The organism is Nitrospiria bacterium (genome assembly GCA_035517655.1).
Classification (GTDB): Bacteria; Nitrospirota; Nitrospiria; order JACQBZ01; family JACQBZ01; genus JACQBZ01.
In genome coordinates, this window is record DATIYJ010000045.1 from 1 (window position 1) to 26,043 (window position 26,043).

A 26,043-nucleotide genomic window follows, 5' to 3' on the forward strand; every position below is an offset into this window, starting at 1 on the left:
GTCGCGGCGACGGAGATCTCGATGAAGGCCTTGGGGTAGATGCCGAGCAGAAGGACGCCGCCGACGGCGGTGAACAGGACCAGGCGCATCGGGAACGTAATCGGAATCGGAGAGGCGTCCTTCGGCATGTTGATGTAGACGCGCTTGATGACGATGAGGTAGTAGTACATCGAAATGACGATGTTGATCCCGCCGATCACGACCAGCGCCACCAGCCCCTCCTTCATCGCGGCCGCGAAAACGTAGAGCTTGCCGATGAAGCCCGCGAGCGGCGGCACGCCGGCGAGCGACAGGAAGAAGATCAAGAGCGCGAAGGCGAGCAGCGGCGAGCGCCGCGAGAGGCCGTCGTAGTCCTCGAGCTGATCGCTGTTGGTCAAGTTGGAAAAGATGATCACGACTGCGAAGGCCCCGACGTTCGCGAAGAGGTAGGTCAGGAAGTAGAACAGGACCGAGTCGCCCCCCATCTTGCTCGCGGCCGCAAGGCCGATCAGCACGTTCCCGATCTGCGCGATCCCGGAATAAGCCAAAAGCCGCTTGATGTTCTTCTGCGCGATCGCCACGATGTTCCCGTAGGTCATCGAGATCGCCGAGACCGCCACGATCAACCAGATCCAGTCTTCCTTGATGTCGCCCACCGTCGCCATGAAAATGCGCAGCAGGATGGCGAAGGTGGCGGCCTTGGGCGCGATCGAGAGGAAGGCCGTCACCGGCGTCGGCGCGCCCTGGTAGATGTCGGGCACCCAGGCGTGGAAGGGCACCGCGCCGACCTTGAAGCCCAGCGCCACGAAGATGAGCAGGAAGCCGATGATCATCCCGGGCGTCAGATGGGCGTGCATCTTGGCGAAGTCCGTGAACATAATGCTGCCCGTCTCGCCGTAGATCAGGCTGATGCCGAAGGCGAGCAGCCCCGCCGCGAAGACACCCAGGATGAAATACTTGAGCCCGGCCTCGTTCGACTGCGCGTCGTCCCGGAGGTAGGCGACCAGAATATAAAATGAAAAGGTCGAGAACTCGAGCGTGATGAACATGCTCAGGAGGTCGTTCACCGAGGCCATCAGCATCATGCCCAGCGCCGCGAGCAGCCCGAGGAAATAATACTCGCCCTTGAAGTGCGGGACTTTTTTAAGATAGTCCATCGAGGCCAGGAAGACCAGTATGGTCGCGCCCAGAATGAACGCTTTAAAGAAGATCGCCAGGGGATCGACGACGTACATGTCATGGAAGAGCGTCCCGTGACGGTCCTCGATGAAATAGTCCGCGAGCAGAGCGAAGATCCCGCCCATCCCGGCGATCGAAAGCCAGGCGAGCTGAGTCTTCCCGATCCGGGGAAACAGAAAATCAAGAAAGAGGATCACGCTCAGTAGCCCGGTCATTAAAATTTCGGGCATCAGTAGCCAGACATCGGCCGGCGTCATGGTAAAGGTAAAGGGCATGGTCAGAAGAGTCCCCCGATCTGCGTGTGGGACGCGTCGCCCTGGATCGCCGCGATCAGCGGCACGACGCCGGCCCGGATCACGCGGATGAATTGCGAGGGGAAGAGTCCGAAGTAGATGCTGGTCGCGGCCATCACCAGAAGCGGCAGGCGGTCGACGACGGGGCTCGCGTCGTGGACGTGGGCGTAGTGCGGGTCCATCGGACCGTAGAAGACGCCCCGCATCATCCGGAAGAGATAGGCCAGCGTCAGACCGATCCCCAGCACCGCGATGATCGTCTGGACCGGATAGAGGCTCCAGCTCCCGACCAGGATCATCAGCTCGCCGATGAAATTCACCGTGAGCGGCAGCCCGAACGAGGCCGCGACCGCCACGATGAAGATCCCGGCGATAAACGGCATCCTGGACGAAAGCCCACCCAGGGACGGGATGTCCCGCGTGTGGGTCTGATCATAGACAAAGCCGGCGATGGCAAAGAGCATCCCGGTCGCAAGCGCATGGGCGAACATGTAGAGCACCGCCCCGGTCATGCTGATGACGTTCAAGGCCGCCATGCCGAGAAAGACGTAGCCCATGTGGCTTGAGGAGGAATAGCCGATCACGTACTTGGTGTCTCTTTGAAAGTAGGCCACGAGGCCGCCGTAGACGATGCTGAAGACGCAGAGAACCGCGGCCAGCGGCATCCATTCGCGCGTCGCTTCCGGAAACAGTGTATACCCGACCCGGATGATCGAAAAATGGCCCAGCTTCATCAGAACGCCGGCGTGGAGCATGCTCACGGCGGCCGGCGCGGCGGCATGGCCGACGGGCGACCAGGAATGAAGCGGCCAGAGCGGGGCGATCGTCGCGAAGCCGAAGAAGATCAGCAGGAAGAGGAGGCCGTGCAGCGATTGCGGTATATGGCCGTGGGCCTGGAGCTCGACGAGGTTGAAGGTGTTCAGCCCGGACGTGGCGTAGATGATCAGGATCGCCACGAGCGCCACGACGGCGCCGGCGGACAGGAACAGCGTCAGCTTCATCGCGGCGTATTCCTTGCTGTTCGAGCCGAAATTGAAAATGAAGCCGACCGAATCCCGTTTCTGCCTGTCGGACATCTCGAGGTAGCCCTTGGTGTGGCTGCCCCAGATGCCGAGCAGGACGTACATCGGCAGCACGGACATCTCGTAGAAAAAGTATAAAAAGAACAGATCGAGCGAAACGTAGACCCCGATCGTGGCGGCGGCGAGAATCAACAGAAAGGCGTAGAACTCCTTCGCCCGGTCCTTGATGTGCCAGGAGATGAAGACGCCGGTGAACAGAAGGATCGAGGAGGCCAGGACCAGCGGGATGCTGATGCCGTCCACCCCGAGGAAGAAGGAGATGCCGAGGTCCTTGGACCAGACGTACTGCTCCGTGAACTGGTAGCCGCCCGCGGTCGAGTCGTAGTGATAGAGTAGATAGAAGGAGGCCAGCGTCGGGATGAGCCCGGCGATCGCGGCGACCGTCCGGACGAGCAGGGGTTTTTCGTTCGGAATGAAGAGCAGGATCACCACCCCGACAAACGGCGCGAACAGTATGATCGAAAGAATGTGTTCCGTCATTTCACCGATCCTTGGGCCGCGTTCATTTCCGGAAGGCCCGCAGCGGCCCCCGGATCGGCCAGCATTTTTAAGAGATAGGCGTGCGGATTGTTCGGGTCGTATTGGACGAAGGGATTCAAGGGCAGTTCCCGCTTCTCCACTCGATCGACGACGGCGCGGACCGAGGGCTCCATGCGGGACAGCAGCGGCGCGGGATACAGCCCGATCCAGAGAATCAGGACGACCATCGTGCCGGCGATCATCGCTTCCCGAACATTCAAATCCGGCAGGACGGCGATCTCCGCCTTTTCAATCTTCCCCAGCATGATCCGCTCGTACATCCAGAGCAGGTAGGCCGCCCCCAGGATCACCGCGATCACGCCGATAACGGCGTACAGCGGACCGGACTTGAACGCGCCAACCAGGATCATGAATTCCCCGACGAAGACATTCGTCCCCGGCAGCGCCAGGGAGGCCAGGACGATGATCAGGAAGAGCGCCGCCAGGAGGGGCGCCTTCTTCGCGAGGCCCCCGTAATCGTCCATGTTGAGCGAGCCCCGCCGGTCGAGGAGGAAGCCCACGACAAAGATCAGGCCGGCGCCGGCGACGCCCAGATTCACCATCTGGAGCAGCGCGCCCTCGATGCCGATCTGGTTCAAGGCGAACAAGCCCACCGTCACGAAACCGAGATGGCTGATGCCGGCGTAGGCCATCATCGTCATCAGGTTCGGCTGGGACAGCGCGATGAAGGCTCCGTAGAGCAGGCCGATCAGCGCCAGCGCCATCATCAAGGGCACGGCGGCCTGCGCGGCGTCGGGGGTCAGCGGAAGGTTGAAGCGCAGCAGGCCGTAGCTGCCCAGCTTCACCCCGGAGAGCATGACGCTCACCGCGATCGGCCCCTCCAGCATCGCCTCGGGCAGCCAGGTGTGGAAGGGAAAGATCGGGCCCTTGACGGCAAAACCGAGAAAGACCAGCCCGAAGACCCAGAGCTGTTTATCGAAGGCGACCGGCGCGCTCAGAAGTTTCTGGTAATCGAAGGAATAGGGTTCGAGGCCGTGGATCTGGACCGCCCAGTCGTGATAATTGAGGTACAGAATAATAAAGCCGACCAGCATCAGGACGCTGCCGGTCAGGTTGTAGACGACGTATTTCAGCGCGGCATACTCCCGCCGGGGCCCGTTCCCCCAGGTCTTGATCAGGAAGTACATCGGGATCAGCATCACCTCCCAGAAGACGAAGAAGAGGACCAGATCCAGCGACACAAACACCCCGATCATCGTCGCCTCCAGGATGAGAAGGCAGATCAAATATTCCCGGAGATGCTCCCGCACCCGGTCCCAGGAATAAATCAGGGTCAGAACCGTCAGGAGCGCCGTGAGGATGACGAGAAACAGGCTGACCCCGTCGATCCCGATGTGGTAGCCGATGCCCAGCGGGGCGATCCAGGGGATCGACTCGACGAACTGCATCGCCGGAACGCCCGACGCAAATTTAAAGAAAAGAAGGAGGGAGAGAGCCAGCACGACGAGGCTGACGATCAGCGCCTCGACCCGGGCGCCCCTGGCGTCCTTGCGCATCCAGAGACTCAGCGCGCCCGCGACCGGAAGAAAGATCAGGAGCGTCAGTACGGGAAAACCGAGCTGTTGATTCCAGAAGATTTGGAGATTCATGAACGCTAATGCCCCGCGCCGAGCGACAGGCGGGTCAGCAGAACGGAAACCGCCGTGTCGTCGATGAACCACAGATACAAATTGACCAGGATCACGATGCCGACCACCAGGAGCGCGGCGTAATGATGCACCATCCCCGACTGGATTCTCCGGAGCATCGAGGCGGCGATGTGGTTCGCGTAGCCGACGATGTTCAGGAGACCGTAGATCACGTACTTCTCGATCCACGTGCTCAAGGCCGCCCCCCGCTGGGCGAGACTTCCCACGGCGTTGACGATCCCGTCGATCACGCGGTCGTCGAAGCGCTTCGCGATCCGACCGAGATCCTTGGACGGCTCCACCACCGTCGCGTCGTAGAGCTCGTCCACCCAGTACTTGTTGTAGAGGACCGAATGGGCCGTCGCAAAGCGGGCCGCAAGCCGCCCGGCCGTCTCCGGCGCCTTCAGATAAATCCCTCGGGCCGCGAGCCACCCGGCCAGGGCCACCGTCACGGAGAGCGCCATCAAAATCATGTCGATCGCGCCGAAGCCGTGCGCGGCCTGCGCGCCGGCCGCCGTCCCGAGGAACTGATGGATCCAGCCCTCCTCCGGCGGAAAGCCGAGCAGCAGCCCGCCCAGAAGCGAAAGCGCCGCCAGCGCGATCAGGGGATAGATCATCACGTTGGGCGACTCGTGAAGATGTTGCTCCACGTCGTGATCCATCCGGGAAGAACCGAAAAAGGTCATGTAGACCTGGCGAAACATATAAAAGGAGGTCATCGCGGCGGCCGCGAGTCCCATGAACCACAGAAGGGGATAGCCCTGCTTGAAGGCCGCGCCCAGGATCTCGTCCTTGCTCCAGAATCCGGCCAGCGGCGGTATGCCGGCGATGGCGATCGCGCCGATGATGAAGACCGTCGCGGTCTTGGGCAGACGCTTCGCCAGGCCGCCCATCTTCCGCATGTCCTGCTCCCCGCCCATCGCGTGGATCACGCTGCCGGCCGACATGAACAGGAGCGCCTTGAAGAAGGCGTGGGTCACCAGATGGAAAATGGCCGAGGCGTAGGCCCCCACGCCGCAGGCCAGGAACATGTAGCCGAGCTGGCTGACGGTCGAGTAGGCCAGCACCCGCTTGATGTCGTACTGAACGAGGCCGATGGTGGCCGCGAAAAGCGCCGTCGCCGCCCCGATCACGGCCACCGTCTCGAGCGAGACGGGCGCCATATTAAACAGGACATGGTTGCGGACGACCATGTAGACGCCGGCCGTCACCATCGTGGCGGCGTGGATCAGGGCCGAAACCGGCGTCGGGCCTTCCATCGCGTCCGGAAGCCAGGTGTAAAGCGGCAGCTGGGCCGACTTGCCGATCGCGCCGACGAAGAGGCAGAGCGTGATCGCGGTCGCCGTCGCGGCCGAGAGCTCCCCCGCGCGCGAGAAAACGTCGGCGTAATTGAGCGTGCCGAAATGGTCGAAGATCAAAAAGAGGCCGACGAGGAAGCCGGCGTCGCCGATCCGGTTCACGACGAAGGCCTTCGTGCCGGCCTTGATGGCCGAGCTCCGCTCGTACCAGAAGCCGATCAGCAGATAGGAGCAGAGGCCGACGCCCTCCCAGCCGACGAACATCACGAGGTAGTTGCCGCCCATCACCAGGATCAGCATCGATACGGTGAACAGGTTCAGGTAGGTGAAGTAGCGGGCGTAGCCGGAATCGCCGCGCATGTAGCCGATCGAGTAGGCGTGGATCAGGAAGCCGACCCCGGTGATCACCATCAGCATGACGGCCGTCAGCGGATCGATCAGGGCGTTGAACTCGACCGCGAGATCCCCGCCCGGGATCCAAGTGAACAGGGCGGCGACCGCGGGCGCGGGATCGGCGATCACCCGGGCCAGCGTCGCCGAGGCGACCAGGAACGACAGCCCGACCGAGCCGACGGCCGTCGCGCTCACCGCGCGCTCGGACAGCCGGTGGCCGGCCAGCCCGTTGATCAGGACGGCCAGCAGCGGAAAAGCCGGTATGAGCCAGATGATGTCCATTGGATTATTTTTTACTCAAATCGGCGGGTCCTGTCCTTCGGCAGCCCCATCCGTCCTCACTCAGCATCTTCCAAAGGGTTGCCGGGAAACCACACGAAAATCTCCTCGGCCTTTCCGTTGCGGTCGGATGGGGCGCCCGGCCTGCGGACACCCGCCGACACTCTGTCACCATTTCAACAAATTAATCTGATCCACGTTCGTCGCGATCCGGCCGCGGAAGACCACGATGATGATCGCCAGGCCGACGGCCGCCTCGCCGGCGGCCACGGCGATGATGAACAGGGCCACGATCTGTCCGGCCATCGAATCGAGATAGGACGAGAACGCGACCAAGTTGAGGTTGGCCGCGTTGAGCATGATCTCGACCGCCATCAGGATGATGATGAAATTCCGCCGGATCAGGACGCCGATCAAGCCGGTCACGAACAGAACGGTGCTCACCACGAGGTAAGACGACAACGGGATCATCCGGACGTCCTCCCGCTTCCGGCTTCCGGCGGGCGGTCCTTGGCCAGCACGATGGCGCCGATGATCGCGCCCAGCAGGAAGACCCCGACGATTTCAAAGGGCAGAAAATAGTCGTTGAAGAGGACGATGCCGATGGTGTGGCTGTGGCCGAAGGCCGTCACCTTGTCGGGCGTGACGTCGCCCGGTTTTCCGGCAAAGGGCGAACGGAGCAGGAGCCAGAAGACCTGCCCGGCGGAAAGAAGCGCGAAAAAAAGCCAGAAGGCGTAGCGGCGATGGAGGAAGCGCTCCTCGCTCTTGAGGTTCAGGAGCATCAGGACGAAGAGGTAGAGCACCAGGATCGCGCCGGCGTAGATGATGATCTGGACGGCCGCGATGAACTCGGCGTTCAACAAAACAAAAAACCCTGCGATGTGGAACAGCAGGGACAGGAGGGCCAGGCCGCAATGGACCGGGTTTCTCAATCCGACGGTCAGCACGGCGCTCGTGATGCTGGCGAAGGCCAGGTAGTAGAAGAAAACCTGCTGGACCATGGAGGGCCGGCTACTCCTTCTTCTCGGTCAGGACGGGGAACGGGAACTTATACCGGTACGCTTTGGCGGTTTCATCGGCCTGTTCCTGACGGTGGGCCACCAGGTACGCCTTCGCGTCGGCGAAGTATTTGTCGCCGATCTCGTACAGTTTTTTCTTGTCGAAATAGAGGTCGCGCTTGTTCTCAGTGGAATACTCGTAAAGCTTCGTCATCCCGAGGGCGTTGACCGGGCAGGCCTCCACGCAGAATCCGCAGAAGACGCATTTCGTCATGTCGATGTAAAATTCGCTGGCGTAGCGGACCAAGGGCTGGTCCGGGATCTGCTCGCTGACGACCTTGATGCAGCGCGACGGGCAGGCCGCCTCGCACAGGTCGCAGCCCACGCAGCGCTCCACCCCGTCGTCGTAGCGCAGCAGCGCCAGCGCGCCGCGGTGCGTGTCGGGCAGGGCCCGTTTCACGTGCGGGTATTGAAAGGTCACCCCTTTGCCGAACATGTGCCGGAAGACCACCCACAACGCATTGACGATTTCCAGCATCAGGATCTTTTGGATCAGACTGCGGCCTTTTTTCACGCCGGGCCTCCCTCTCCGTTGCCGCCCGCGGCCGGCGCGCCCTTCGACTTGAGTTGGATCGCAACCGGACCCTGCTTGTGGTAAATCACGCGGGTAACCGGATCGACCTCGGCCGCGATCAGGTCCTTCACCGGCGGCGTGTTGAAATGCTCGGGGAAGAAGACCAGCCCGGCCGGAAGACGGGGCTGGACCTCGACCCCGACTTCCGCCTCGCCCGCCGGCGATTTGAGAAGCACCCGATCGCCCGAAGACACCTGGAGCCGCTCGGCGTCCGCCGGGCCGATCTGAAGATGCGCCTTGTCGTAGATCTTCATCAGGCCCTCGGCACGGGTCGAATATTTTCCGGAATGATACAGAATCTGTCCCAGGACCAGCGTGAAGGGATAGTCGGCCGAAACGGCCGGCGGCTCGCCGGAACGCGTCACGGCGTAGCGCGCATGGGCTTCCTGGGCATAGCCGTTGTTCAGGTAGCCGGACAAGCGGATCGGCAAGGGCTCCGGCTTGGTCGTGAAATAACCCGGAATCGTCTTGGCGATCTCGCGATGGATCTCCTTCGCGCTCCCGTATTCCAGCGGAACGTTCATCCGCCAAGCCAGTTCCGAAAAAATCTCCCAGTCCGCCTTGCTTTCCCCGATCGGCTCCAGGGCCATGCGGACGGGATTGACCTTTCCCTCCATGCTGGTGAAGCTTCCTTCTTTTTCGGCGTAGGTCGTCGCCGGCAGGACGACATGGGCCAGCCGTCCGGTCTCGGTCAGGAAGGGATCCTGGACGATCACGAGATCGATTTTGGAAAGCGCCTCGGCCGCGCCCATCGAGGCCGGAAGCGTGCCGACCGGGTTTTCCCCCACGATGTAGAGCGCCTTGATCTCGCCCCGTCGTGCGCGCTCCAGGATCCGGGCCAGATCGGCGGAAGGAGTGGCGGGAAGGTCTTCCCGCCACTCCTTCGAAAATTTCGCGCGGGCCTCGGCGTCCTGGGCATCCAACGCCCCCGGAAGAAACTCCGCCGCGCCGCCCATGTCGATCACGCCGATTTCATTGTTCTCCTCGCACAGCGCGTTCAGTCCGGCCCCCTCCTTCTCAAAGCAGCCGGCCACAAGCGCCAGGTCCACCAGGTTCAAAACGTTTTGATAGCCGTTCCGCCGCTTCGTGATCCCGTCTTCAAAAAGAATCACCCCGCGTTCGGCCTTGGCCAGGATCTCGGCCGCCTCGGCCAGGCGCTCCGGCGCGATCCCGGTCTCTTCGACCACCGCTTCGATCGGGACGGCCGCTGCGGCAAGCTTCAAGGCCTCGACGGCCTGCGGGTACTTCTGCAAAACCGTCTCGTCGCACAAGCCGCGCGCAAGGATGATCCCGACCAGCCCCTGGATCAGGGCCCGCTCGGAGCCGGGGCTGATCGCGAGATGATGGGTGGCCAGCTTGGCCATGGGCGTCGTGACCGGATCGGCCACGATCACCTTCGCCTTGTATTTTCTCAAAGCTTCCTTCACCCGGATGTTGAAAACGGGATGCGTCTCGGTGATGTCGGATCCGATGATGAAGATCGCGTCGGCCCGGGTCACCTGCTCCGAGCTGTTCATCATCCGGATGCGGGGGGTCCCGAAGGCCTTGCGCAGCGCCGCCACGACGTTCATATGCCCGTAGCGGGCGGTGCTGTCGATCTGGTTCGTTCCCAAACCGATCCGCATGAATTTTTGGAAAAGATAGATGTCCTCGTTGGTGCAGCGGGCCGAGATCAGGCCGGCGATCGCCTGCCCGCCGTGATCCATCTTGATCTTCGACAGGCCCGCGGCGATGAAATCCTGGGCGTCCAGCCAGGGCGTCTCGGCCAGGCGCCCGTCCTTGCGGACGAGGGGCAGCTTGAGCCGGTCGGGGCTGTTGACCATCTGGAACCCGAAGCGGCCCCGGCCGCAGATGCCCCCGTGCCCCTTGGCGGTATCGGCCCGGTCGCCCCACTTGGCCTTCCAGGACAGCTTGGAGGTGACCCGGACGATCCGGTTGTCCTTGGTTTCGACCGCGATCTGGCAGCCGTCGCCGCAGTAGGGGCAGGTGGTCTGCGTCTTCTTCATCTGCCAGGGCTTGTAGAGGTATTTGGAAAACTTGTTCGTGATGGCGCCGACCGGGCAGACCGCGAGGCAGTCGCCGCAGAACTCGCAGTACAGCGGCTTGTCCTCCTTCGCCGTCACGATCGTGTTGCCGTCCTTCTTCATGAAGGTCAGCGCGTCCACCAGCTGGACCTCTTTGCAGATATTGATGCATTCGCCGCAGACGATGCAGCGGTTCATGTTGAAGTCCAGCACGATGGATCGGGTGTCTTCCGGAATCCCCTTCTGCTTCACGTTGGGCACCTCGCCGATGCCGAACTGGAAGGTGAAATCCTGGAGCTCGCAATGGCCGTCGGCGTCGCAGACCGGGCAGTCGAGCGGATGGGTCGAGAGATGCTTGATCAGGGCCTTCTTCTGGGCTTCCTTCAAATCCGGCGTTTCGGTCTGGACGACCATGCCGGACTGGGCCGACGCGGTGCAGGAACGGACGGGGGCCTTCTTCCCCTCCACCGAGACCAGGCACATCCCGCAGGAGCCGAAGGGCGTGAAGGTGTAGTGATAGCACATCGCGGGGATGATTTTCCCCATGCCGCTCAGCACGTCGTACAGAGACCGGCCCGAGGTGGCCTTGACGGTCTGGCCGTCGATGGTGAGCTCGATCTCCTCCCCGGCCCCCAACAATCTGGCTTCTTTTGCGTCTCGTGTACCCATGAATTATCTATCGCACTCGCCCATGACAATGTCGTAGGTTCCGAAGATCGTGACGATGTCGGCGATCATGTAGCCGCGCGCCATGTAATCGAACGCGCCCATGTGGATGAAGGAGGGCGCCCGGATCTTCAGGCGGTAGGGCTTTCCGCTCCCGTCGCTCACGATATAAAATCCCAGTTCGCCCTTGTGCGCCTCGGTGCCGCAGTAGATTTCCCCGGGCGGCGTCCGGAAACCCTGCGTGAACAATTTGAACTGCCGGATCATATGTTCCAGGTTCGTGAACACTTTGTCCTTCGGCGGAAGCGTCACGCGGGGGTCTTCGACCATGTAGGGGCCCTGGGGCAATTGATCGAGGCATTGCTTGACGATCTTGGCGCTCTCCTTCATTTCCAGGATTCGGATCCAATAGCGGTCGTAGGTGTCGCCGTTCTTCCCGACCGGCACCTCCCACTGAACCTTGTCATAGGCGCCGTAGGGTTCGTATTTTCGAAGGTCGTAATCCACGCCGGAGCCGCGAAGCGTCGGGCCGGACAGTCCGAAGCTGATCGCGTCCTCGGCCGAGATCACGGCGATGCCCTTGGTCCGCGCGAGCCAGATGCGGTTGGTCTCAAGCAGGGCGTTGTACTCATCAAGCTTTTCGCTGAAGTTCTCCAGAAATTTGTGAAGATGACCGATCAACTCGGGGCTGATGTCGTTTTCGACCCCGCCGATCCGGTACCAGCTCGTCGTGAGCCGGGCCCCGCACAGGTCGTCGAAAAAGTCCAGGAGCACCTCCCGCTCCCGGAAGGTGTAAAAGAAAACGGTCATCGCGCCGATGTCCAGCGCCTGCGTCCCGAGCCAGAAGAGATGGCCGATGATCCGCTGGACCTCGGCCACGATCGTCCGGAGATATTCGGCCCGCTCCGGCACCTTCATGTCCAACAGTTTCTCGACGGCCCGGACGTACGCGAAGTTGTTGTACATCGCGCAGACGTAATCCAGGCGGTCGGTGTGGGGGATGAACTGGTGGTAGGTCCCGTCCTCGGCCAGTTTTTCCACGCCGCGATGGAGGAAGCCCAGAACCGGCGTCGCCTTGACGATCCGCTCCCCCTCCAGCTCGAGGACGACCTTCAGCACGCCGTGGGTGCTGGGATGCTGGGGACCCATGTTGAGCATCAGCTTCTCGGTCCGGAGAAGCGGAAGCGCCTTGTTGGGCACGGAAACACCCGAGCCGGGATGCTCGGCCGCGGGTTCGACCGTCTTCAGATTCGTCTCGGGATTGGCTTCGGTCGTCATGTCGTCTTCTTGTGCGTCCCCTCGGTGATGAACTCAAACGTGTCGCGCCACCCTTTTCCGGCCAGAGGGAAATCCTTCCGGAGCGGATAACCCTCGTCGTACTCGTCCGGCATAAGTATGCGGCGGTGATCGGGATGATGGTTGAAGCGGATCCCCATCATGTCGAACACCTCCCGTTCCATGAAATCGGCCCCCTTCCAGATCCCGGTCACGGAATCGACGGCGGCGTCCTCTTCCGTCACGCGGGCCTTGATCCGGATCCGCTCCCGGCGGCGGATCGAGTAGAACTCGTACACCACCTCGAAGCGCTCCGGATCTTCCGGATAATCGACCGAGGAGATGTGGACGATGTAATCGAAATCCATGCCGGGATCGTCATGGAGGTAACGGCAGACCGGAACGATCGCCTCCTTTTTGACCGTCACGGCCAGGTCGCCCCGCCATACCTTCTCCGTGACGAAGGCATCGGGAAATTCGGCCCGGATCTTTTCCGCGTTCGGATGCATGGCCCCTAAACCTTCGTCGCCCCCAGGATCGGGCTTTTGATGAAGACCTTTTGCTTCATGATCTTCTGCTGAAGTTTCAATATCCCGTCAAAGAGCGCCTCCGGGGTGGGGGGACAGCCCGGCACGTAGATGTCCACCGGCACGAAGCGGTCCACGCCCTGCACCACGGCGTAGCTGTTATAAATATTCCCGGAGGTGGCGCAGGAGCCCATCGCGATGACGTACTTGGGCTCCGGCATCTGGTCGTAAATTTTCCGGATCACGGGCGCCATCCGCCGGCAGACCGTGCCGGCCACGATCATCAGGTCGGACTGCCGCGGCGAAGCGCGGAAGACGCCGGCCCCGTAGCGATCGATGTCGTAGCGCGCGGAAACCGCGGCCATCATCTCGATCGCGCAGCAGGCCAGCCCGAACGTCAAGGGCCAGAGGGATCCCTTGCGGGCCCAGTTGACCGCCTGCTCGATCGTCGTGGTGACGAGGCCTCCCTCGCCGTCCAAGGTTCCTACTCCCATTGCAAGGCCCCCTTCTTCCAGGCGTAGATATAGCCGAAGACAAACAGACCGATGAAGACCACCATTTCAAAGAGCCCCCAAAACCCGATTTTGTCGAAGACGATCGCCCAGGGATAGATGAAAATCATCTCGACGTCGAAGATCACGAACAGCATCGCGATGATGTAATACCGAACCGGGAAGGGATTCCGCGCGTCGGAAATCGGGTCGCTTCCGCATTCGTAGGGCGACAGCTTTTCATCGAGATCCAAACGGGGCTGGACGAAATTGCTCAGGAGAAGGGTGACCACCCCGAACCCGATCGCCAGAACGATAAAAAGAAAAATCGAAAAGTACTGGGATAGGTAGGCCGCCGTTTGGGAAACCATCGCACTCCTCATGAATCGATCAAAGCGCTTCGCCCGATCTTTACTTTTACCAGGTTTTCAACAATATCATGCTTTTAAAGCTTGGTCAAGGGACTATAAGGCCCATGGGAATGGGCCAAAAGACCCATAATCACGCTAAATCGGCTGTGGTTCAACGGGAAGACTTTGAAGGGTCTTGCCCCGACCCGCTTTCGTTATTGGGATGTTCGGGAGCTTCCGGTTTGACCTGAGCCTCGATGGCCAGAATTTTAACATCGAACAGAAGCGTTTTGCCGGCCAGCGGATGATTCAGATCGAGCACCACCGTTTTCTCCTTGATCTCGCGCACCGTCGCATGGATCGGGCGGCCCGAAGGGTCGTTTCCTTCAAGCGGGGTTCCGATCACCAAGGCCTCCGGCGGGATCCGGGACTTTTCAATTTCCTCCATGGCCTTGGGATCCACCTCTCCGTAGCCGTCCGCCGGCTTGACCCTGACCGACTTTGTGTCGCCCACTTTGAGCCCTTCCAGAGCCGTCTCGAGACCGGGAATAATCTGGTGTTCCCCTTGAATAAATCGGAGCGGCTCGCCCCCCACATTGGAATCGACCGTGGATTGATCTTCCAGTTTCAGCGTATATTCGATCGAGACCACTTTCCCGGCCGAAACCGTCGTGGGTTTGGCTTCCTCCCCGGACGCGCTCCAGGCGACACCAAGAAAGAACGGGGAAACGATCAATAACGAACCTAAAATCCATCTCATTTTCAAACCCCTCTTCGTGAAATTTGGCCCCTCTTCTTTGCCAAGCCGTCGCTCGCCGCCGAGGACGGCCATGGTTCGGTCACTCTACCTAGGATCGGCCGCGAAAGCAAGAAATTGTTGAATTGGGCAGGCGCTTATGTCTATGTTATAATGCAGTTGCATTCCATTGACGGAATTCCTATGTCTACGATCACCGCACCCGGCACCCTTCAGGAAACGGACGAAGCCGTCCGTGATCAGACGATACCCCCTTATAAAGTGATCTTTCTGAACGACGACGTAACGACGATGGATTTTGTCATTTATGTCCTGATCACGATCTTCAAAAAGGATCCCTCCACGGCCGTCGAGCTGATGCTCGAGACCCACAACACCGGAGCGGCCGTCGTGGACGTGCTGCCGCTCGAGGAAGCCGAGCTGCGACAGCACCAGACCCTCGAAGCCGCCCGCTCGGCCGGTTTTCCCCTCCGTTGCGTCATCGAACCGGCCTAACATTCCCCCGGTCGCCCAAGGATAGTTCGTTCATTAGGGGACGGCCCCACGCCCTGCATCGTTACGGGAAACTCGTCCGGAACCGGCGAAGCCCGTTACATGACGACGAAATGCATCGCAAAGTCGAGAAGGGTGCCGATGACGGAGGCGATGTAGAGGGACCCGGTCGGGCTCGGGCCTGTCTTCCAGAAATAGACGGCATTGAAGATCAGCAGCGCGTTATAGAAGACGTTGATCACCTGGTGGGCGGCCGGAATCCGGGTCGCAAAGTAGGTGGTCGCAAAAATCAACACCAGCGGGAGGACGGAAAGGGCGAGCGCCTTGGGCTCGGGTCGTTTCCGGATCACGACCGCCAAAGCCCAGATCAACGCGACAAAGACGACCAGAAAGAAGACGTGGGCGAGGAAAAAAATATGCGAATTAAACGCTAAGCCCCGGTGCATGGCGCCGTCGACTCAATTGGATTTCATGGATTTCAAGTGGGCCCATGCCTTGTAGGAAGCGCCGTTGGCCGGTTTACGGTTGACGCACTGAACGATATGCCAGTAGTTGAACGGATTGACTTTGAGATTATGTTCCACGTCAAGACAGGTTTGATCCAGGAGCGATTCAAGGGAGAGGTCCGACCGGAAGCCGATCCAGGTGCACAGCGGCGAGATCGTTCTCTCGACGCGGGAGACGAGCGGGTTTCCATTGGAAAAGTGGTTCAGCAGCACGATCCGACCGCCGGGGCGGCAGACGCGGATCATCTCGCCCAGCACGGCCTGCGGACGCGGGACGGTGCTCATCACATACGCCGCCACGACGGCGTCAAAAAGGTTGTCCCGGAAGGCCATGTGGGTCGCATCCATCTGTTGCAGATAAATATGTTCCAGCCCGAGCCGCTTGATCTTCTTGGCTCCCTGCGAAAGCATCGGCCCGGTCAGATCAATCCCGATGACGGAACAATTCCGGGGATAGAGAGGAAGGGAAAGGCCGGTGCCCACGCCGACTTCCAGCACGCGGTCGCCCGATTTTAATCCCAGCAGATCGATCGCGGCGGCGCGGGAATGATGAAAAATCTTGCCGAAAAGAAGATCGTAGAAGCCGGAATAAACGGAATAAACTTTTGTGACTTTCTCCGTATCCATGTGGTCTCCTCGGTCGTCCCGGCCACAGCCCACAAGTTTAGGGAGAAACGAACATTCGCCGACCCGTCTAGGATCGGCCGGCGCGCCGCTCCCCCGGCACGACAACGGCCGTCCGTACTCTACCCGATTTAAGCTCGAAAAGTCAAACGCCGCTTGCCACGGTCCGGGGCGTGGTATATACTTCCGCAGGTTTTCACCACGGGGGGTTGGAGACAGCGGCATGAAGCGTTCCCTGTTGATCCGGCCGGGCGACTTAAACGCCTTTTTCGGCCTGATGCTGGACAACGTCACCCAGCTGGTCATCCTGAGCGGCATCCTGATCGGCGTGTTCGGTTTTCCGAAGGAGCTGGTCCTGTACAGGATCGTTCCGGGATCGGTGGTCGGCGTTCTGATCGGCGATCTGGTCTATTCGTACATGGCGCTTCGCCTGGCCCGGAAGACCGGACGTTCGGACGTCACCGCGATGCCGCTCGGGATCGACACCATCTCGCTCTTCGCCTTCTCGTTCGGGATCATCGGGCCGGCCTTTGCGGCCACCAAGGACCCCGATGCGGCCTGGCGGATCGCCACGGCGGCGATCGTCGTCGCGGGAGCGGTCAAAATACCGCTGGCCTTTCTGACCCCCCATCTCCGACGGCTGGTTCCCCGGGCCGGCCTCCTGGGCCCGATCGCGGGCATCGCCATCCTTATGATCGGTTTTTTCCCGCTGCTCAAGGTGTTTCACCAACCGATCGTCGGTTTTCTGTCCCTGGTGATCATCCTGACCGGTTTGATCGGACGGGTGCGGCTGCCCTTCGGCATCCCCGCGGCGTTTGCGGGCGTCGCGGTCGGCATGGCGGTCTATTATTCGCTCTCGGCGGCGGGCCTGATCGTTCCGGATGTCCGGACCGGCACGGGCGCCGAGTGGCACGTCGCGCTGCCGTGGCCGACGGCCGGATTCATCCGGGGATTGGCCGGGCTGGGACCGTATCTGGCCCTCGTGCTTCCCTTCGCGTTGACCATCGTGATCGGCGGCGTCGACGTCACCGAGAGCGCCGCGGCCGGCGGGGATGAATACAACGCGCGGGACATCGTGCTGACGGACGGCATTTCCACGTTGATCGGCGGACTGTGCGGCGGCGTGCTTCAGACCACGCCGTACATCGGGCAGCCGGCTTACAAGGACATGGGCGCGGGCGCGGGCTACACGACGGCCACCGCTGTGTTTGTCGGACTGGGCGGGATGCTGGGCTACCTGGCCTGGATCGTGAACCTCATTCCGGAGGCGGCCGTCGCGCCGATTCTGGTTTTCATCGGTCTTGAAATCCTGGCGCAGGCCTTCTCCGCCACGCCGACGGCTCATCACAAGGCCGTGGCGATCGCCTTTCTCCCGGCCGTCGCCTACCTCGTCCTGATCCAGGTCAACTCCGCCCTGACCGGCGCCGGAAGCTCGATGGATCGGCTTACCGGCGACGCGGCCGCGACCTTTCAAGCCGTCACGCTTCTGGCCAACGGCTTTATCATTTCCTCCCTGATCTGGGCCGCGGCCTTGAGCAAAATCATCGACCGCCGGTTTGCATCCGCGGCCGGGTTTCTCTCCGCGGGCGCAATCGCGACGCTGTTCGGCGTGATCCACTCCCCGTTTCCGGACGGCCGCCTCTACTGGCCGTGGGCCATCGGATCCAGCGTCCCCATGACGCTCGCCGCGGCCTATCTCCTCTCGGCGGGCTTGCTGCTGGCCATCGGCAGATTCCATGCAACGGACAAGGACGCATCGACTTAAAACGTATACAGCAACGCCGTCTTAAACAGCCGGTCGCTTTTCTGAAAACCGGGCGGCGGAAGATTGTCGAAGGCCACATCGAATGAAACTTTCAGGGCCAAATTACCCTTCAGATTTGTAATCAACGCCGTTTCTTCGTTGATCACATAATCTTTAGTCTTATTCAGGTCGGGCAGATATTCCACCCATTCATCGAAGCGGCTCGTCTTGGAGAAATTGTGGGTATACCCGGCAAAAGCGCGCGCGTTCGGGAAACCCCGATCCGGGAACGGATCGACCTGGTCTTCGTGGATATACCCGCCGCCAGCCTCCAGCTTCAGGCTGTCCCCCTCCGTTTTAATGAGATAGTATCCAAGACCGCCCTGATGCGTATACCTAAACTCGATCCCCTTGAGCGTGTCTCGTTCGGTCTTGTCCAGGAGAAACAGATAAAACCGATCGGTGAGGTTCTGATCGTATTTGAGCGATCCGAACCAGCTTTCATCCGACGTGACATCTTCCTTCTTTCCGTACAGGGCGCCGCCTTCCAAGGTCAGCTTGGCGAAGGAGAGGTTCCGTTCAATCTTCAGCCCGCCCGAAAACGTCTGAGACGAGGTATTGCCGGAGGTTTGCAAATAGGACAGCTCCATGCTGCCTTTCCACGGCGGCGGGGGTTCGTCCGCCCGGGCCTGGGCGGCGAATACTGCCACGAGGTGAAGCATCAAAATAGAAGAGACGATCCGTTTCATGCCGTAGTCCTCCCGGTCAAGAGTTCAAGAAGATGGAGCACCTTAGGACGACTTCACTCTTTCCACTTGAGCCGTGCAATGGGGACAACGGGTCGCCTTGATCGAAATAACCGAGAAACAATGGGGGCAATCCCGCGTAGTCGGCCCGGCAGGTTGCGCGGCCGGCTCTCGCTTCAATCGGTTCATCTGGCGGATCAACATAAAGATGACAAACGCGACGATGAGAAAATCGATCACGGTATTGATGAACACCCCGTAATTGATGGTTGCGCCGCCGGCCGCCTTCGCCTCGGCCAGCGTCGTATACGATCGTTGGGATAAATTCAGAAACAATCCGGAAAAATCCACATTGCCGAGCAGGAGCCCGATCGGCGGCATTAAGATATCATTGACCAGCGAGCTGATGATCTTTCCGAAGGCTCCGCCGATGATGATCCCGACGGCCATGTCCATAACGTTCCCGCGCATCGCGAATTCCTTAAACTCTTTCAGCATGGCTGGCTCCTCCTTATATATAAATATATAATCGACCGCCCATTGATGGAATCGTCATGAAAAAGGGGCTGAACGAAACGAAATCGATGGCTTCAGTTTGTTTCCTGCGGGATGATCCGACGCGCGACGGTGAGGAAGGCCGAATGCGCCACCATCCGATGGTCGGGACGGACGCTGCGTCCCTCGATGTTCCAGGTGCGAAGGAGTGTCTCGAAGGTTTCGATGAAACCGAAGGCCTTCTCGGCCCGAAGGGCCGCGACGACCTGCTGAACTTGGGGAACGGTCGGGAGCAAACAGAGAAAAACCCCTCCGGGCCGAAGCGCCGTGACGGCATGCGGGACGACCTGCCAGGGTTCCGGCAAATCCAGCACCAAACGGTCCACCGGCCCGTCCTCGATGCCTTCGTAAATATTTTTCAGTCGCACGACCAGGTTCGAGACCGGCCCCAAGAACTGGTTGACATTTTCTTCGGCCCGCCTCGCGAAATCCTCCCGGACTTCGTACGAGACCACGCTGCCCTTTTCTCCCACCGAGCGGAGCAGCGCCATCGTCAGCGCCCCGGAGCCGATTCCGGCCTCGAGCACCTTCGCGCCGGGATAGATGTCGGCCCACATCAAGATCAGACCGAGGTCTTTGGGGTAGATCACCTGCGCGCCGCGCGTCATTTTAAGGACGTATTCCGCCAGCGTGGGCCGAAGGGCGATGAACTGCGTTCCGCGGGAGGTTCGGACCGAAACGCCCTCGGGCTGACCGATGAGATCGTCATGTGAAAGCCGCTCGCCGCTGAACTGGAAGACGCCGCCCTTTTGCAAAACGATGCTGTACCGCCGGCCTTTACGGCTGACGAGGTGAATGCGGTTACCGGGAAGAAAATCGCTCATGGCGCGGTCTTGACCTTTTCAAGAATCCGGCAGTAGGAGCAGACCGCCGCCGTGGTGGGTTGGCCGCAGCGCGCGCAGGATTGAATCTTTTCATCGGCGCCGGAAAGATCTTCGGCTTTTTGTCGCTCCAGAAAACCGAAATAGAAGGCGTGCTTCGTCCCGGGCGCGTCCGCCTCGAGCCGGTTTAAAACCTCCTTGTTCACGAGCATCTTGGAGCCGACGCTCATCGGGCATTCCTCGATGACGTAGTCGATCCTGTTCACGACGGCATAGGCCGTGATCTCGCGCTCGGCGAGACGGTAGAGCGGCTTGACCTTCTTGACCAGTTTTTCGTGCGTGGCTGAAAGCGCCGGAGCTTGTTTGGCGAGGTAATCCTCCTGCCAGCGAAGGATGTTCCCCAAGAGACGGGAAGCCTCGTCATCCAAATTATGGCCCGTCGCAAGAACGTCAAACCCGCGGTCATGCGCGATGCGGTTGAAATTGTACCGCTTCATGACCCCGCAGGCGGAGCAGGCGCTCCGGTTCGTCAACTCGGCGAGTTCCAACACGCCGGCGCCCTCTTCTTCTTGGAGGGAATGAACGATCAATTCAACGGCGCGGGACCGGGCGAAGGCGGCCGTTTTTCGGTGGGACTCCTCGGAATAATGCCCGATCCCCTGCTGGATATGCAGCCCGGCCGTCTCATAACCCAGCCGCATCAGGACGTCCCAAAGCGACAAGCTGTCCTTGCCGCCCGAGACGGCGACGAGAATCCGGTCGCCCGGGTCGAACATCTTGTGGTCATGGATCGCCCGCTTGACTTGCTCGAGGACATAATGGTTCAGGCAGGCGACGCAAACCGCCGTGTTGTGCCGGGGTATCTTCAATACCGCTTTGTCACCGCACCGCCGACAACGCATCCAGGTCTCCTCCCGAAATCACCGGCCGTATCTCGATCGTATCGTCTTCCCCCAGCGCCTCATCCTCCGTCATCAGCTCGTCCCTCCGGATGACCAACACGGCTTCCGGGAGAAGATCCAATTTTTTCAAGAGCTGGCCGACGGTCTTGGCTCCCCGGACCTCGGTTTCGCGTCTCGGATGTTGCAGAACAACACGCATGGAGGCATCATACTACCAAGCCGGGACGCTTTTCAACGGTTGACAGAAAAAAGGGTTAATGGCACAATTTGGACGATGCCGGACCGTGAGACCGTTCTGACCATCCTAAAAACAAAACTGGGCCATGACACCGCTTCGAACTTTGCGATCAACGCGCTCCCAGGGGACGCCTCGAACCGGTCCTACTACCGCCTTCGGTACACGAATCGGGGCCGGCCGGACACGATGATCCTCATGGAACTGGCCGAACCGGAGGCGTTTAAAAAATCGGAAGAAGCCGTTTCGGCATCAACGATCCGGATCGATGAAATCCCGTATATCAACATTCTCCGTCATCTGGCCCGCTCGGACATCGCCGTCCCGAAACTCTTTTATTACGACTCGAAGGCCGGCCTTCTTTTTCTGGAAGACCTGGGCGACCAAACACTGGAGAAGGAGCTGAACGCCCGCACGGCGGAGGAAATTCAACAATACTACCGCCTCGCGATTGATGAACTGTTGAAGATTCAGGGCCCGGCGACTCGGGATCATGACCGAAACTGCATGGCCTTTGCCCGCGCCTTTGACGTGCCTCTCCTCATGTGGGAATTCGATCATTTCCTGGAGTATGGAATCGAGGCCCGAACCGGGACCTCGATCCACCCGGGGGACCGGGAAACGATGCGCGGGGAGTTTTTAAAGATCAGCGAAACATTGGCCAAGGAGCCCCGATTCATCACGCACCGGGACTACCATAGCCGCAATCTGATGGTTCACCGGGATCGCATCCGGTTGCTGGATTTTCAGGACGCCCTGATGGGCCCGTCTGTCTATGACCTGGCCTCTCTGTTAAGGGATTCTTACGCCGTTCTTCCGGAACGGATGCTGGACGACCTGATCGACTATTACCTTGAGCAGCGGCCGAAGTGGATCGGCGAGGGTCCGGAAAAACAGGATTGGAAGCTTTTTCGGAAGCGCTTCGATCTCATGAGCATTCAGCGGAACCTGAAAGCGGCCGGACGGTTTGTCTACATCGATGTCGTGAAAAAAAAGGCGCATCTTCTTCCTTACATTCCGCAGACGCTGGCCTATGTCCGACACAACCTGAATCGATACGAGGAGTTAAAAACGCTGAAGGATGTCCTTCAACCTTACGTGGTGGAATTTCAATAAATGCAAGCAATGATCCTGGCCGCCGGCCTGGGCACCCGTCTCAGGCCGTTAACAAACCATCTTCCGAAACCGCTCCTGCCGCTCGATGAAAAACCCTTGATCGAGTACACGTTGCACCTGCTCCGGCAATATGGATTGACGGATGTCATCATCAACCTGCATTACCACGGGGATAAGATCATGCGCGCGCTCGGAAACGGTTCCCGGTGGGGGATGAAGATCCGTTATTCCGAAGAACCGCAGATCCTGGGAACCGGCGGCGGAATCAAAAAGATGGCCCGTTTCTTATCCAACGAACCGTTTCTTGTGATTAACAGCGACATCCTGGTGGAGATCCGACTGGATCGGGTGATCGAATTTCATCGACGCGAGAACGCCGCGGCCACACTGGTCCTGCGGGAAGATCCGGAAGTCGATTCATGGGGAGCGGTCGGGATCGACCCCCATAACCGGATCCGTCAGTTGCTGGGCAAACCGGAATGGACGGGAAAGACCCTCTCAAAAAGGATGTTTGCCGGGATCCATATCATGGATCCCCGCGTGCTTTCCTACATCCCCGATCAAGGTTTCTCCACCATCATCGATGCGTATGGGAAAATGCTCGAAAAGGGGGAGCCGCTTCTGGGCCACGTGTTTGAGGATTATTGGATGGATATCGGGACCCCGGAACGGTATCGTCATGCGCAGGATGATCTAAAAGCGGGTAGGTTGCGATTGTCTTACATGCAGGAGGGTTAAATCTTCCCCTTGTTCAACTCTTCTCCGTTGCTCAATTCGATTCGGTTTCTTCCGCCCCGTTTGGCCTTATAGAGAGCAAAATCGGCGCATCGGACAATATCATCTTTGATGGCGATCAGGGGATCGGGAAGACCGGAGATCCCGATGCTGACCGTGATGATCCGGTCCGGTGGAAATCCCTGGAAACGGAGAGAGGAGATGCTTTCAAGGATCCGCGTGGCCGGTTTCACCGCCTCACGCGAACTGGTCTTGGGAAGCAGGAGGACGAACTCCTCGCCCCCGTACCGGGCCGCCACCTCGATCAATCGAACACTCTGTTTTAAAATACCCCCGATTTCGGACAAGACTTTGTCCCCGATCGGATGGCCGTAGGTATCGTTGATCTCTTTAAAATGGTCGATATCCAGCATGAGACAACTCAGGGGTTCGTTAAACCGCTTGGCGCGTGAGAACTCCTTATCCAGCAGCTCATAAAAATGACGCCGATTGAAAAGACCGGTGCCGGCGTCCGTAATGGCCTTCAGTTCAACGTCCTTCAATTGATTTTCGAGCTGATCTTTCACCCCTCGAAGCTCGTCCTCCCGCATCTTGGTTCGAAGACAGACCTGAACGCGGGCCAACAATTCTTTATCGCTGAACGGCTTGGGAACGTAATCATCCGCGCCGATTTGCAAACCGGCCACTTTGTCTTCCACCGAATTTTTGGAGGTCAGCATGATGACGGGAATCGAGCGGGTGGCTTCGTCCCGTTTCAACCACTGGCAGATCTGGGCTCCGGAAAAATCGGGGAGGACGACGTCCAACAATACAAGATCAATGGGCTGTGTCTTGGCCAACCGGAAACCGGTGCCTCCGTTCTCGGCCAGGATGACTTCGTAGCCTGCCGACTCCACAACGGCTTGGGTCTGTTTGGCCTGGAGTGGATTATCCTCGATTACAAGTATTTTTGCCTTGGACATCCGGTGCCTCGACGTTTTCCAGGAAAAATAAATCAGTAAGATGGGTTGACGGATCTTGGAGGTTTTTCATGGATAGTTTTATCCTAAGCTTATTTTCAGTATAACAGAACCCCACCTCCTGTCAAACGCGAAAAATATCGTAACTACTTGAAATAAAAGGAGACAACTTAAATCGACGCGATCACTTGCTGAAGGCGCGCCGAAATTTCCTTGGCGATCGGCTCCAATTGAGGATTATCGATCCGGCTGAGCGCGACGATTGGATCGATCGCCGATACAACCGTCTTCCCCTGAGTGTTTTCGTAAACAATCACGTTGCAGGGCAAAAACAGTCCGAGTTCGGTTTCTTGGCTCAGAGCCCGATACGCCATGCTCGGATTGCAGGCTCCCAAAATCTTGTACTTTTTAAAATCTACGCCCAACTTTTTTTTGAGGGTTTCCTTCACATCAATTTCCGTAATCACTCCAAAACCTTCTTTTTTAAGCTCCTCCGTAACCTTCACGAGGGCGTCTTCGTAGGAATCGTTCAATGTTTTTGAATAGCCGTATCGAGGTTTCGTCTTCATGATTTTCTCCTTATAATATTACGCGCCGTCTTCCGTTTCGCCCTTCCGGCGGCTTTTTGAGGGAACCGCTTATAGTCTTGTGCATACCGAACATAGTTGTACGCGGCGCGCCGAATGTAATTGCGTTGTTCAGGACGCACGGGCTTGACCGGCCGGCCGGGAACTCCGGTGACCATCATGCCCGGTGGAATCACCGTATTTTCGGTCACGACCGCCCCGGCGCCGATCAGCGCTTTCTCGCCGACGACCGCACCGTTCAAGACGATCGCGCCGATGCCGATCAGCGCCCCGTCCTTGACGGTGGCCCCGTGCACCATCGCCCCGTGACCGATCGTGACACGGCTTCCGATGACACACGGAAATCCGTGTCCGACATGAAGAACCGCCCCGTCCTGGATATTGGTCTCCTCTCCGACAACGATCGGAGCGATGTCACCGCGAACCACGGCCGAAAACCAAACGCTGGAGGACTTCCCGATCGAGACGTCGCCGATCACCGTGGCCGTTTCCGCGATGAAGACCGAGGGATCGATTTTAGACCGGGCCGGGCCGGATGGAAATAGCTTCTGCCCTTTTTTAGCGGACGGCACGATACCACCGCGCCAGTCGCGTTGCCGAGACGCCCAAGAAGAAGAGCAATACAAGGAGCTGGTTCCGCACCGTGGTATATCCCACGCCCTCTTTGTCCCACCGGCGTGAAGAGGTCAGGATCGGACGGGACAGCAACGCGATGGTCCCCGTTCTCTTGAGCCGTCGGGCGAATTCGAGATCTTCCATGATCGGAAGTTCCGGAAATCCGCCCAAACGTTCAAAGACGGACCGGCGGACAAAGATCCCCTGGTCGCCGTACGGTATACCGGTCAGCCGGGTGCGCCAGTTGGCCGCCGCGGCCACGACGCGCAAGCTCGGTCGTGAAGAATCGATCGTCAGTCGGAAGGCGCCGCCCACAACGGTCGGGTCTTCAAGCGCCTCGATCAGATCACGAAAAGCATGATCGTCAAGACGGGAATCCGCATGAAAAAACAAAAAGACCTCGCCTCCCGCGGCCCGGGCCCCCGCGTTCATCTGTCGGGCCCGGCCGGCCTCGGTCACCAGAACCTTGTCCGCAAACGCCTTGGCCAACGCGGCCGTGCCGTCGGAACTTCGCCCATCCACCACGATTCGCTCCACGCGATCGTGTTCTGGCAAGGCGGCCAGCGTCTTTTCAATGACCGCGGCTTCATTAAGGGTCGGGATGATCACGGAGATGCGCGGCACCATGGCGTTGGGGGCGGGCCGGACCTATTTCCTCGCAATGTACTGTTCCGGATTCCTGTCGAACTTTTCCTTGCAACTCTTCGCGCAGAAATAGTACGTCGCTCCTTTGTATACGGAATTTCCCGCCGCTTTTTTTTCATCGATCGTCATCCCGCAGACCGGATCCTTCGTCATCGGCCACCTCCCATCGTCCCTATTCCAGCATCGGTCACAAACCCATTTTCGTCTTTTGCACCGCCTTGCGTCAAGCCCGTGCGGAAAGAACGTCGCCCCGCTTGATTTCCCACGACGAATTCCATAGGGCGGGGTTGTTTTTATCCGGGTTAATATTGCGACCGACAAGACGGGATCGGCGAGAGAGGCGCCCGGTCATCTTTGGAAAACCGTAT

The 26,043-nt window shown here is 59.6% G+C and carries 29 protein-coding genes; 4 read left to right on the top strand and 25 right to left on the bottom strand.

Annotated elements, in window-relative coordinates; genetic code table 11:
- The 13 genes from VLY20_08810 to VLY20_08870 all read right to left on the bottom strand — a co-directional run.
- The coding region (locus VLY20_08810) for an NADH-quinone oxidoreductase subunit N (protein HUK56741.1) at window positions 1–1,433 on the bottom strand (1,433 nt) is incomplete at its 3' end.
- Window positions 1,434–1,435: 2 nt separating this feature from the next.
- Window positions 1,436–3,013 (bottom strand): NADH-quinone oxidoreductase subunit M, encoded by a 1,578-nt coding sequence (locus tag VLY20_08815; GenBank protein HUK56742.1) that lies wholly within the window; start codon window positions 3,011–3,013, stop codon window positions 1,436–1,438.
- Entirely contained in the window at window positions 3,010–4,662 is a 1,653-nt protein-coding gene (locus VLY20_08820) for an NADH-quinone oxidoreductase subunit M (GenBank protein HUK56743.1), read from the bottom strand. Before VLY20_08820 ends, VLY20_08815 begins: the two co-directional genes overlap by 4 nt.
- A gap of 5 nt (window positions 4,663–4,667) precedes the next feature.
- The gene (gene nuoL, locus VLY20_08825) at window positions 4,668–6,674 is read right to left on the bottom strand and encodes an NADH-quinone oxidoreductase subunit L (protein ID HUK56744.1); all 2,007 of its coding nucleotides are present in this window, start codon (window positions 6,672–6,674) and stop codon (window positions 4,668–4,670) included.
- A gap of 165 nt (window positions 6,675–6,839) precedes the next feature.
- Window positions 6,840–7,142, bottom strand: coding sequence for an NADH-quinone oxidoreductase subunit NuoK (nuoK, locus tag VLY20_08830; protein ID HUK56745.1), 303 nt, complete (start codon window positions 7,140–7,142; stop codon window positions 6,840–6,842).
- Window positions 7,139–7,672, bottom strand: coding sequence for an NADH-quinone oxidoreductase subunit J (locus VLY20_08835; GenBank protein HUK56746.1), 534 nt, complete (start codon window positions 7,670–7,672; stop codon window positions 7,139–7,141). The genes nuoK and VLY20_08835 overlap by 4 nt, the downstream gene beginning before the upstream one ends.
- Before the next feature lie 10 nt (window positions 7,673–7,682).
- Entirely contained in the window at window positions 7,683–8,243 is a 561-nt protein-coding gene (gene nuoI / locus VLY20_08840) for an NADH-quinone oxidoreductase subunit NuoI (GenBank protein HUK56747.1), read from the bottom strand.
- Window positions 8,240–10,996 (bottom strand): molybdopterin-dependent oxidoreductase, encoded by a 2,757-nt coding sequence (locus VLY20_08845; protein HUK56748.1) that lies wholly within the window; start codon window positions 10,994–10,996, stop codon window positions 8,240–8,242. The genes nuoI and VLY20_08845 overlap by 4 nt, the downstream gene beginning before the upstream one ends.
- A 3-nt stretch (window positions 10,997–10,999) precedes the next feature.
- Window positions 11,000–12,151: an NADH dehydrogenase (quinone) subunit D gene (gene nuoD, locus VLY20_08850; protein ID HUK56749.1), complete on the bottom strand. Its 1,152-nt coding sequence runs from the start codon at window positions 12,149–12,151 to the stop codon at window positions 11,000–11,002.
- A gap of 116 nt (window positions 12,152–12,267) precedes the next feature.
- A complete protein-coding gene (locus VLY20_08855) occupies window positions 12,268–12,777 on the bottom strand; it encodes an NADH-quinone oxidoreductase subunit C (GenBank protein ID HUK56750.1) in 510 nt (169 codons plus the stop codon).
- A gap of 5 nt (window positions 12,778–12,782) precedes the next feature.
- Window positions 12,783–13,289, bottom strand: a complete 507-nt coding sequence (locus VLY20_08860; GenBank protein ID HUK56751.1) for an NADH-quinone oxidoreductase subunit B family protein — start codon at window positions 13,287–13,289, stop codon at window positions 12,783–12,785.
- Window positions 13,280–13,657: an NADH-quinone oxidoreductase subunit A gene (gene ndhC, locus VLY20_08865; GenBank protein ID HUK56752.1), complete on the bottom strand. Its 378-nt coding sequence runs from the start codon at window positions 13,655–13,657 to the stop codon at window positions 13,280–13,282. Before ndhC ends, VLY20_08860 begins: the two co-directional genes overlap by 10 nt.
- Window positions 13,658–13,808: 151 nt before the next feature.
- A complete protein-coding gene (locus tag VLY20_08870; protein HUK56753.1) occupies window positions 13,809–14,396 on the bottom strand; it encodes a peptidylprolyl isomerase in 588 nt (195 codons plus the stop codon).
- 180 nt (window positions 14,397–14,576) lie between these two features.
- Between VLY20_08870 and VLY20_08875 the strand changes: the two genes are divergently transcribed.
- A complete protein-coding gene (locus VLY20_08875) occupies window positions 14,577–14,888 on the top strand; it encodes an ATP-dependent Clp protease adaptor ClpS (protein HUK56754.1) in 312 nt (103 codons plus the stop codon).
- A 95-nt stretch (window positions 14,889–14,983) separates the two neighbouring features.
- On the opposite strand, the gene VLY20_08880 is transcribed toward VLY20_08875, so the two are convergent.
- A complete protein-coding gene (locus tag VLY20_08880; GenBank protein ID HUK56755.1) occupies window positions 14,984–15,331 on the bottom strand; it encodes a hypothetical protein in 348 nt (115 codons plus the stop codon).
- A gap of 12 nt (window positions 15,332–15,343) precedes the next feature.
- The gene (locus VLY20_08885; protein HUK56756.1) at window positions 15,344–16,018 is read right to left on the bottom strand and encodes a methyltransferase domain-containing protein; all 675 of its coding nucleotides are present in this window, start codon (window positions 16,016–16,018) and stop codon (window positions 15,344–15,346) included.
- A 220-nt stretch (window positions 16,019–16,238) separates the two neighbouring features.
- Between VLY20_08885 and VLY20_08890 the strand changes: the two genes are divergently transcribed.
- Window positions 16,239–17,780 (top strand): MFS transporter, encoded by a 1,542-nt coding sequence (locus tag VLY20_08890; GenBank protein HUK56757.1) that lies wholly within the window; start codon window positions 16,239–16,241, stop codon window positions 17,778–17,780.
- Here VLY20_08890 and VLY20_08895 read toward each other — a convergent pair.
- The 5 genes from VLY20_08895 to VLY20_08915 form a co-directional block, all read right to left on the bottom strand.
- Window positions 17,777–18,508, bottom strand: coding sequence for a DUF481 domain-containing protein (locus VLY20_08895; protein HUK56758.1), 732 nt, complete (start codon window positions 18,506–18,508; stop codon window positions 17,777–17,779). The genes VLY20_08890 and VLY20_08895 overlap by 4 nt on opposite strands.
- A gap of 42 nt (window positions 18,509–18,550) precedes the next feature.
- The gene (gene mscL, locus VLY20_08900; protein HUK56759.1) at window positions 18,551–19,003 is read right to left on the bottom strand and encodes a large conductance mechanosensitive channel protein MscL; all 453 of its coding nucleotides are present in this window, start codon (window positions 19,001–19,003) and stop codon (window positions 18,551–18,553) included.
- Window positions 19,004–19,095: 92 nt separating this feature from the next.
- Complete coding sequence (locus VLY20_08905; GenBank protein HUK56760.1) at window positions 19,096–19,884, bottom strand: tRNA (adenine-N1)-methyltransferase; 789 nt, start codon at window positions 19,882–19,884, stop codon at window positions 19,096–19,098.
- Complete coding sequence (locus VLY20_08910) at window positions 19,881–20,783, bottom strand: TIGR00269 family protein (protein ID HUK56761.1); 903 nt, start codon at window positions 20,781–20,783, stop codon at window positions 19,881–19,883. Before VLY20_08910 ends, VLY20_08905 begins: the two co-directional genes overlap by 4 nt.
- The gene (locus VLY20_08915) at window positions 20,761–20,982 is read right to left on the bottom strand and encodes a MoaD/ThiS family protein (GenBank protein ID HUK56762.1); all 222 of its coding nucleotides are present in this window, start codon (window positions 20,980–20,982) and stop codon (window positions 20,761–20,763) included. Before VLY20_08915 ends, VLY20_08910 begins: the two co-directional genes overlap by 23 nt.
- A gap of 75 nt (window positions 20,983–21,057) precedes the next feature.
- Here VLY20_08915 and VLY20_08920 point away from each other — a divergent pair, with 75 nt between their 5' ends.
- Both VLY20_08920 and VLY20_08925 read left to right on the top strand, forming a co-directional pair.
- Complete coding sequence (locus VLY20_08920) at window positions 21,058–22,134, top strand: phosphotransferase (GenBank protein ID HUK56763.1); 1,077 nt, start codon at window positions 21,058–21,060, stop codon at window positions 22,132–22,134.
- The gene (locus VLY20_08925; GenBank protein ID HUK56764.1) at window positions 22,135–22,872 is read left to right on the top strand and encodes an NDP-sugar synthase; all 738 of its coding nucleotides are present in this window, start codon (window positions 22,135–22,137) and stop codon (window positions 22,870–22,872) included.
- Here VLY20_08925 and VLY20_08930 read toward each other — a convergent pair.
- From VLY20_08930 to VLY20_08950, 5 genes are all read right to left on the bottom strand, one after another.
- On the bottom strand, window positions 22,869–23,831 hold the full coding sequence (locus VLY20_08930; GenBank protein ID HUK56765.1) for a diguanylate cyclase: 963 nt from the start codon (window positions 23,829–23,831) through the stop codon (window positions 22,869–22,871). The genes VLY20_08925 and VLY20_08930 overlap by 4 nt on opposite strands.
- Before the next feature lie 167 nt (window positions 23,832–23,998).
- On the bottom strand, window positions 23,999–24,397 hold the full coding sequence (locus tag VLY20_08935; protein ID HUK56766.1) for a DUF302 domain-containing protein: 399 nt from the start codon (window positions 24,395–24,397) through the stop codon (window positions 23,999–24,001).
- Window positions 24,394–24,987: a gamma carbonic anhydrase family protein gene (locus VLY20_08940; protein ID HUK56767.1), complete on the bottom strand. Its 594-nt coding sequence runs from the start codon at window positions 24,985–24,987 to the stop codon at window positions 24,394–24,396. Before VLY20_08940 ends, VLY20_08935 begins: the two co-directional genes overlap by 4 nt.
- Window positions 24,974–25,657, bottom strand: a complete 684-nt coding sequence (locus VLY20_08945; GenBank protein ID HUK56768.1) for a TIGR04283 family arsenosugar biosynthesis glycosyltransferase — start codon at window positions 25,655–25,657, stop codon at window positions 24,974–24,976. Before VLY20_08945 ends, VLY20_08940 begins: the two co-directional genes overlap by 14 nt.
- Window positions 25,658–25,678: 21 nt before the next feature.
- Window positions 25,679–25,828, bottom strand: a complete 150-nt coding sequence (locus VLY20_08950) for a YHS domain-containing protein (GenBank protein ID HUK56769.1) — start codon at window positions 25,826–25,828, stop codon at window positions 25,679–25,681.
- Between the last annotated feature and the right edge of the window lie 215 nt (window positions 25,829–26,043).

Excerpts from the sequence above, each read along its gene's own strand:
- VLY20_08815 (HUK56742.1), bottom strand. The coding sequence starts at position 3,013 with ATGACGGAACACATTCTTTCGATCATACTGTTCGCGCCGTTTGTCGGG.
- VLY20_08820 (HUK56743.1), bottom strand. The coding sequence starts at position 4,662 with ATGAATCTCCAAATCTTCTGGAATCAACAGCTCGGTTTTCCCGTACTG.
- nuoL (HUK56744.1), bottom strand. The coding sequence starts at position 6,674 with ATGGACATCATCTGGCTCATACCGGCTTTTCCGCTGCTGGCCGTCCTG.
- nuoK (HUK56745.1), bottom strand. The coding sequence starts at position 7,142 with ATGATCCCGTTGTCGTCTTACCTCGTGGTGAGCACCGTTCTGTTCGTG.
- VLY20_08835 (HUK56746.1), bottom strand. The coding sequence starts at position 7,672 with ATGGTCCAGCAGGTTTTCTTCTACTACCTGGCCTTCGCCAGCATCACG.
- VLY20_08845 (HUK56748.1), bottom strand. The coding sequence starts at position 10,996 with ATGGGTACACGAGACGCAAAAGAAGCCAGATTGTTGGGGGCCGGGGAG.
- nuoD (HUK56749.1), bottom strand. The coding sequence starts at position 12,151 with ATGCTCAACATGGGTCCCCAGCATCCCAGCACCCACGGCGTGCTGAAG.
- VLY20_08855 (HUK56750.1), bottom strand. The coding sequence starts at position 12,777 with ATGCATCCGAACGCGGAAAAGATCCGGGCCGAATTTCCCGATGCCTTC.
- VLY20_08860 (HUK56751.1), bottom strand. The coding sequence starts at position 13,289 with ATGGGAGTAGGAACCTTGGACGGCGAGGGAGGCCTCGTCACCACGACG.
- ndhC (HUK56752.1), bottom strand. The coding sequence starts at position 13,657 with ATGGTTTCCCAAACGGCGGCCTACCTATCCCAGTACTTTTCGATTTTT.
- VLY20_08870 (HUK56753.1), bottom strand. The coding sequence starts at position 14,396 with ATGAGATGGATTTTAGGTTCGTTATTGATCGTTTCCCCGTTCTTTCTT.
- VLY20_08875 (HUK56754.1), top strand. The coding sequence starts at position 14,577 with ATGTCTACGATCACCGCACCCGGCACCCTTCAGGAAACGGACGAAGCC.
- VLY20_08880 (HUK56755.1), bottom strand. The coding sequence starts at position 15,331 with ATGCACCGGGGCTTAGCGTTTAATTCGCATATTTTTTTCCTCGCCCAC.
- VLY20_08885 (HUK56756.1), bottom strand. The coding sequence starts at position 16,018 with ATGGATACGGAGAAAGTCACAAAAGTTTATTCCGTTTATTCCGGCTTC.
- VLY20_08890 (HUK56757.1), top strand. The coding sequence starts at position 16,239 with ATGAAGCGTTCCCTGTTGATCCGGCCGGGCGACTTAAACGCCTTTTTC.
- VLY20_08895 (HUK56758.1), bottom strand. The coding sequence starts at position 18,508 with ATGAAACGGATCGTCTCTTCTATTTTGATGCTTCACCTCGTGGCAGTA.
- mscL (HUK56759.1), bottom strand. The coding sequence starts at position 19,003 with ATGCTGAAAGAGTTTAAGGAATTCGCGATGCGCGGGAACGTTATGGAC.
- VLY20_08905 (HUK56760.1), bottom strand. The coding sequence starts at position 19,884 with ATGAGCGATTTTCTTCCCGGTAACCGCATTCACCTCGTCAGCCGTAAA.
- VLY20_08910 (HUK56761.1), bottom strand. The coding sequence starts at position 20,783 with ATGCGTTGTCGGCGGTGCGGTGACAAAGCGGTATTGAAGATACCCCGG.
- VLY20_08915 (HUK56762.1), bottom strand. The coding sequence starts at position 20,982 with ATGCGTGTTGTTCTGCAACATCCGAGACGCGAAACCGAGGTCCGGGGA.
- VLY20_08920 (HUK56763.1), top strand. The coding sequence starts at position 21,058 with ATGCCGGACCGTGAGACCGTTCTGACCATCCTAAAAACAAAACTGGGC.
- VLY20_08925 (HUK56764.1), top strand. The coding sequence starts at position 22,135 with ATGCAAGCAATGATCCTGGCCGCCGGCCTGGGCACCCGTCTCAGGCCG.
- VLY20_08930 (HUK56765.1), bottom strand. The coding sequence starts at position 23,831 with ATGTCCAAGGCAAAAATACTTGTAATCGAGGATAATCCACTCCAGGCC.
- VLY20_08935 (HUK56766.1), bottom strand. The coding sequence starts at position 24,397 with ATGAAGACGAAACCTCGATACGGCTATTCAAAAACATTGAACGATTCC.
- VLY20_08945 (HUK56768.1), bottom strand. The coding sequence starts at position 25,657 with ATGGTGCCGCGCATCTCCGTGATCATCCCGACCCTTAATGAAGCCGCG.
- VLY20_08950 (HUK56769.1), bottom strand. The coding sequence starts at position 25,828 with ATGACGAAGGATCCGGTCTGCGGGATGACGATCGATGAAAAAAAAGCG.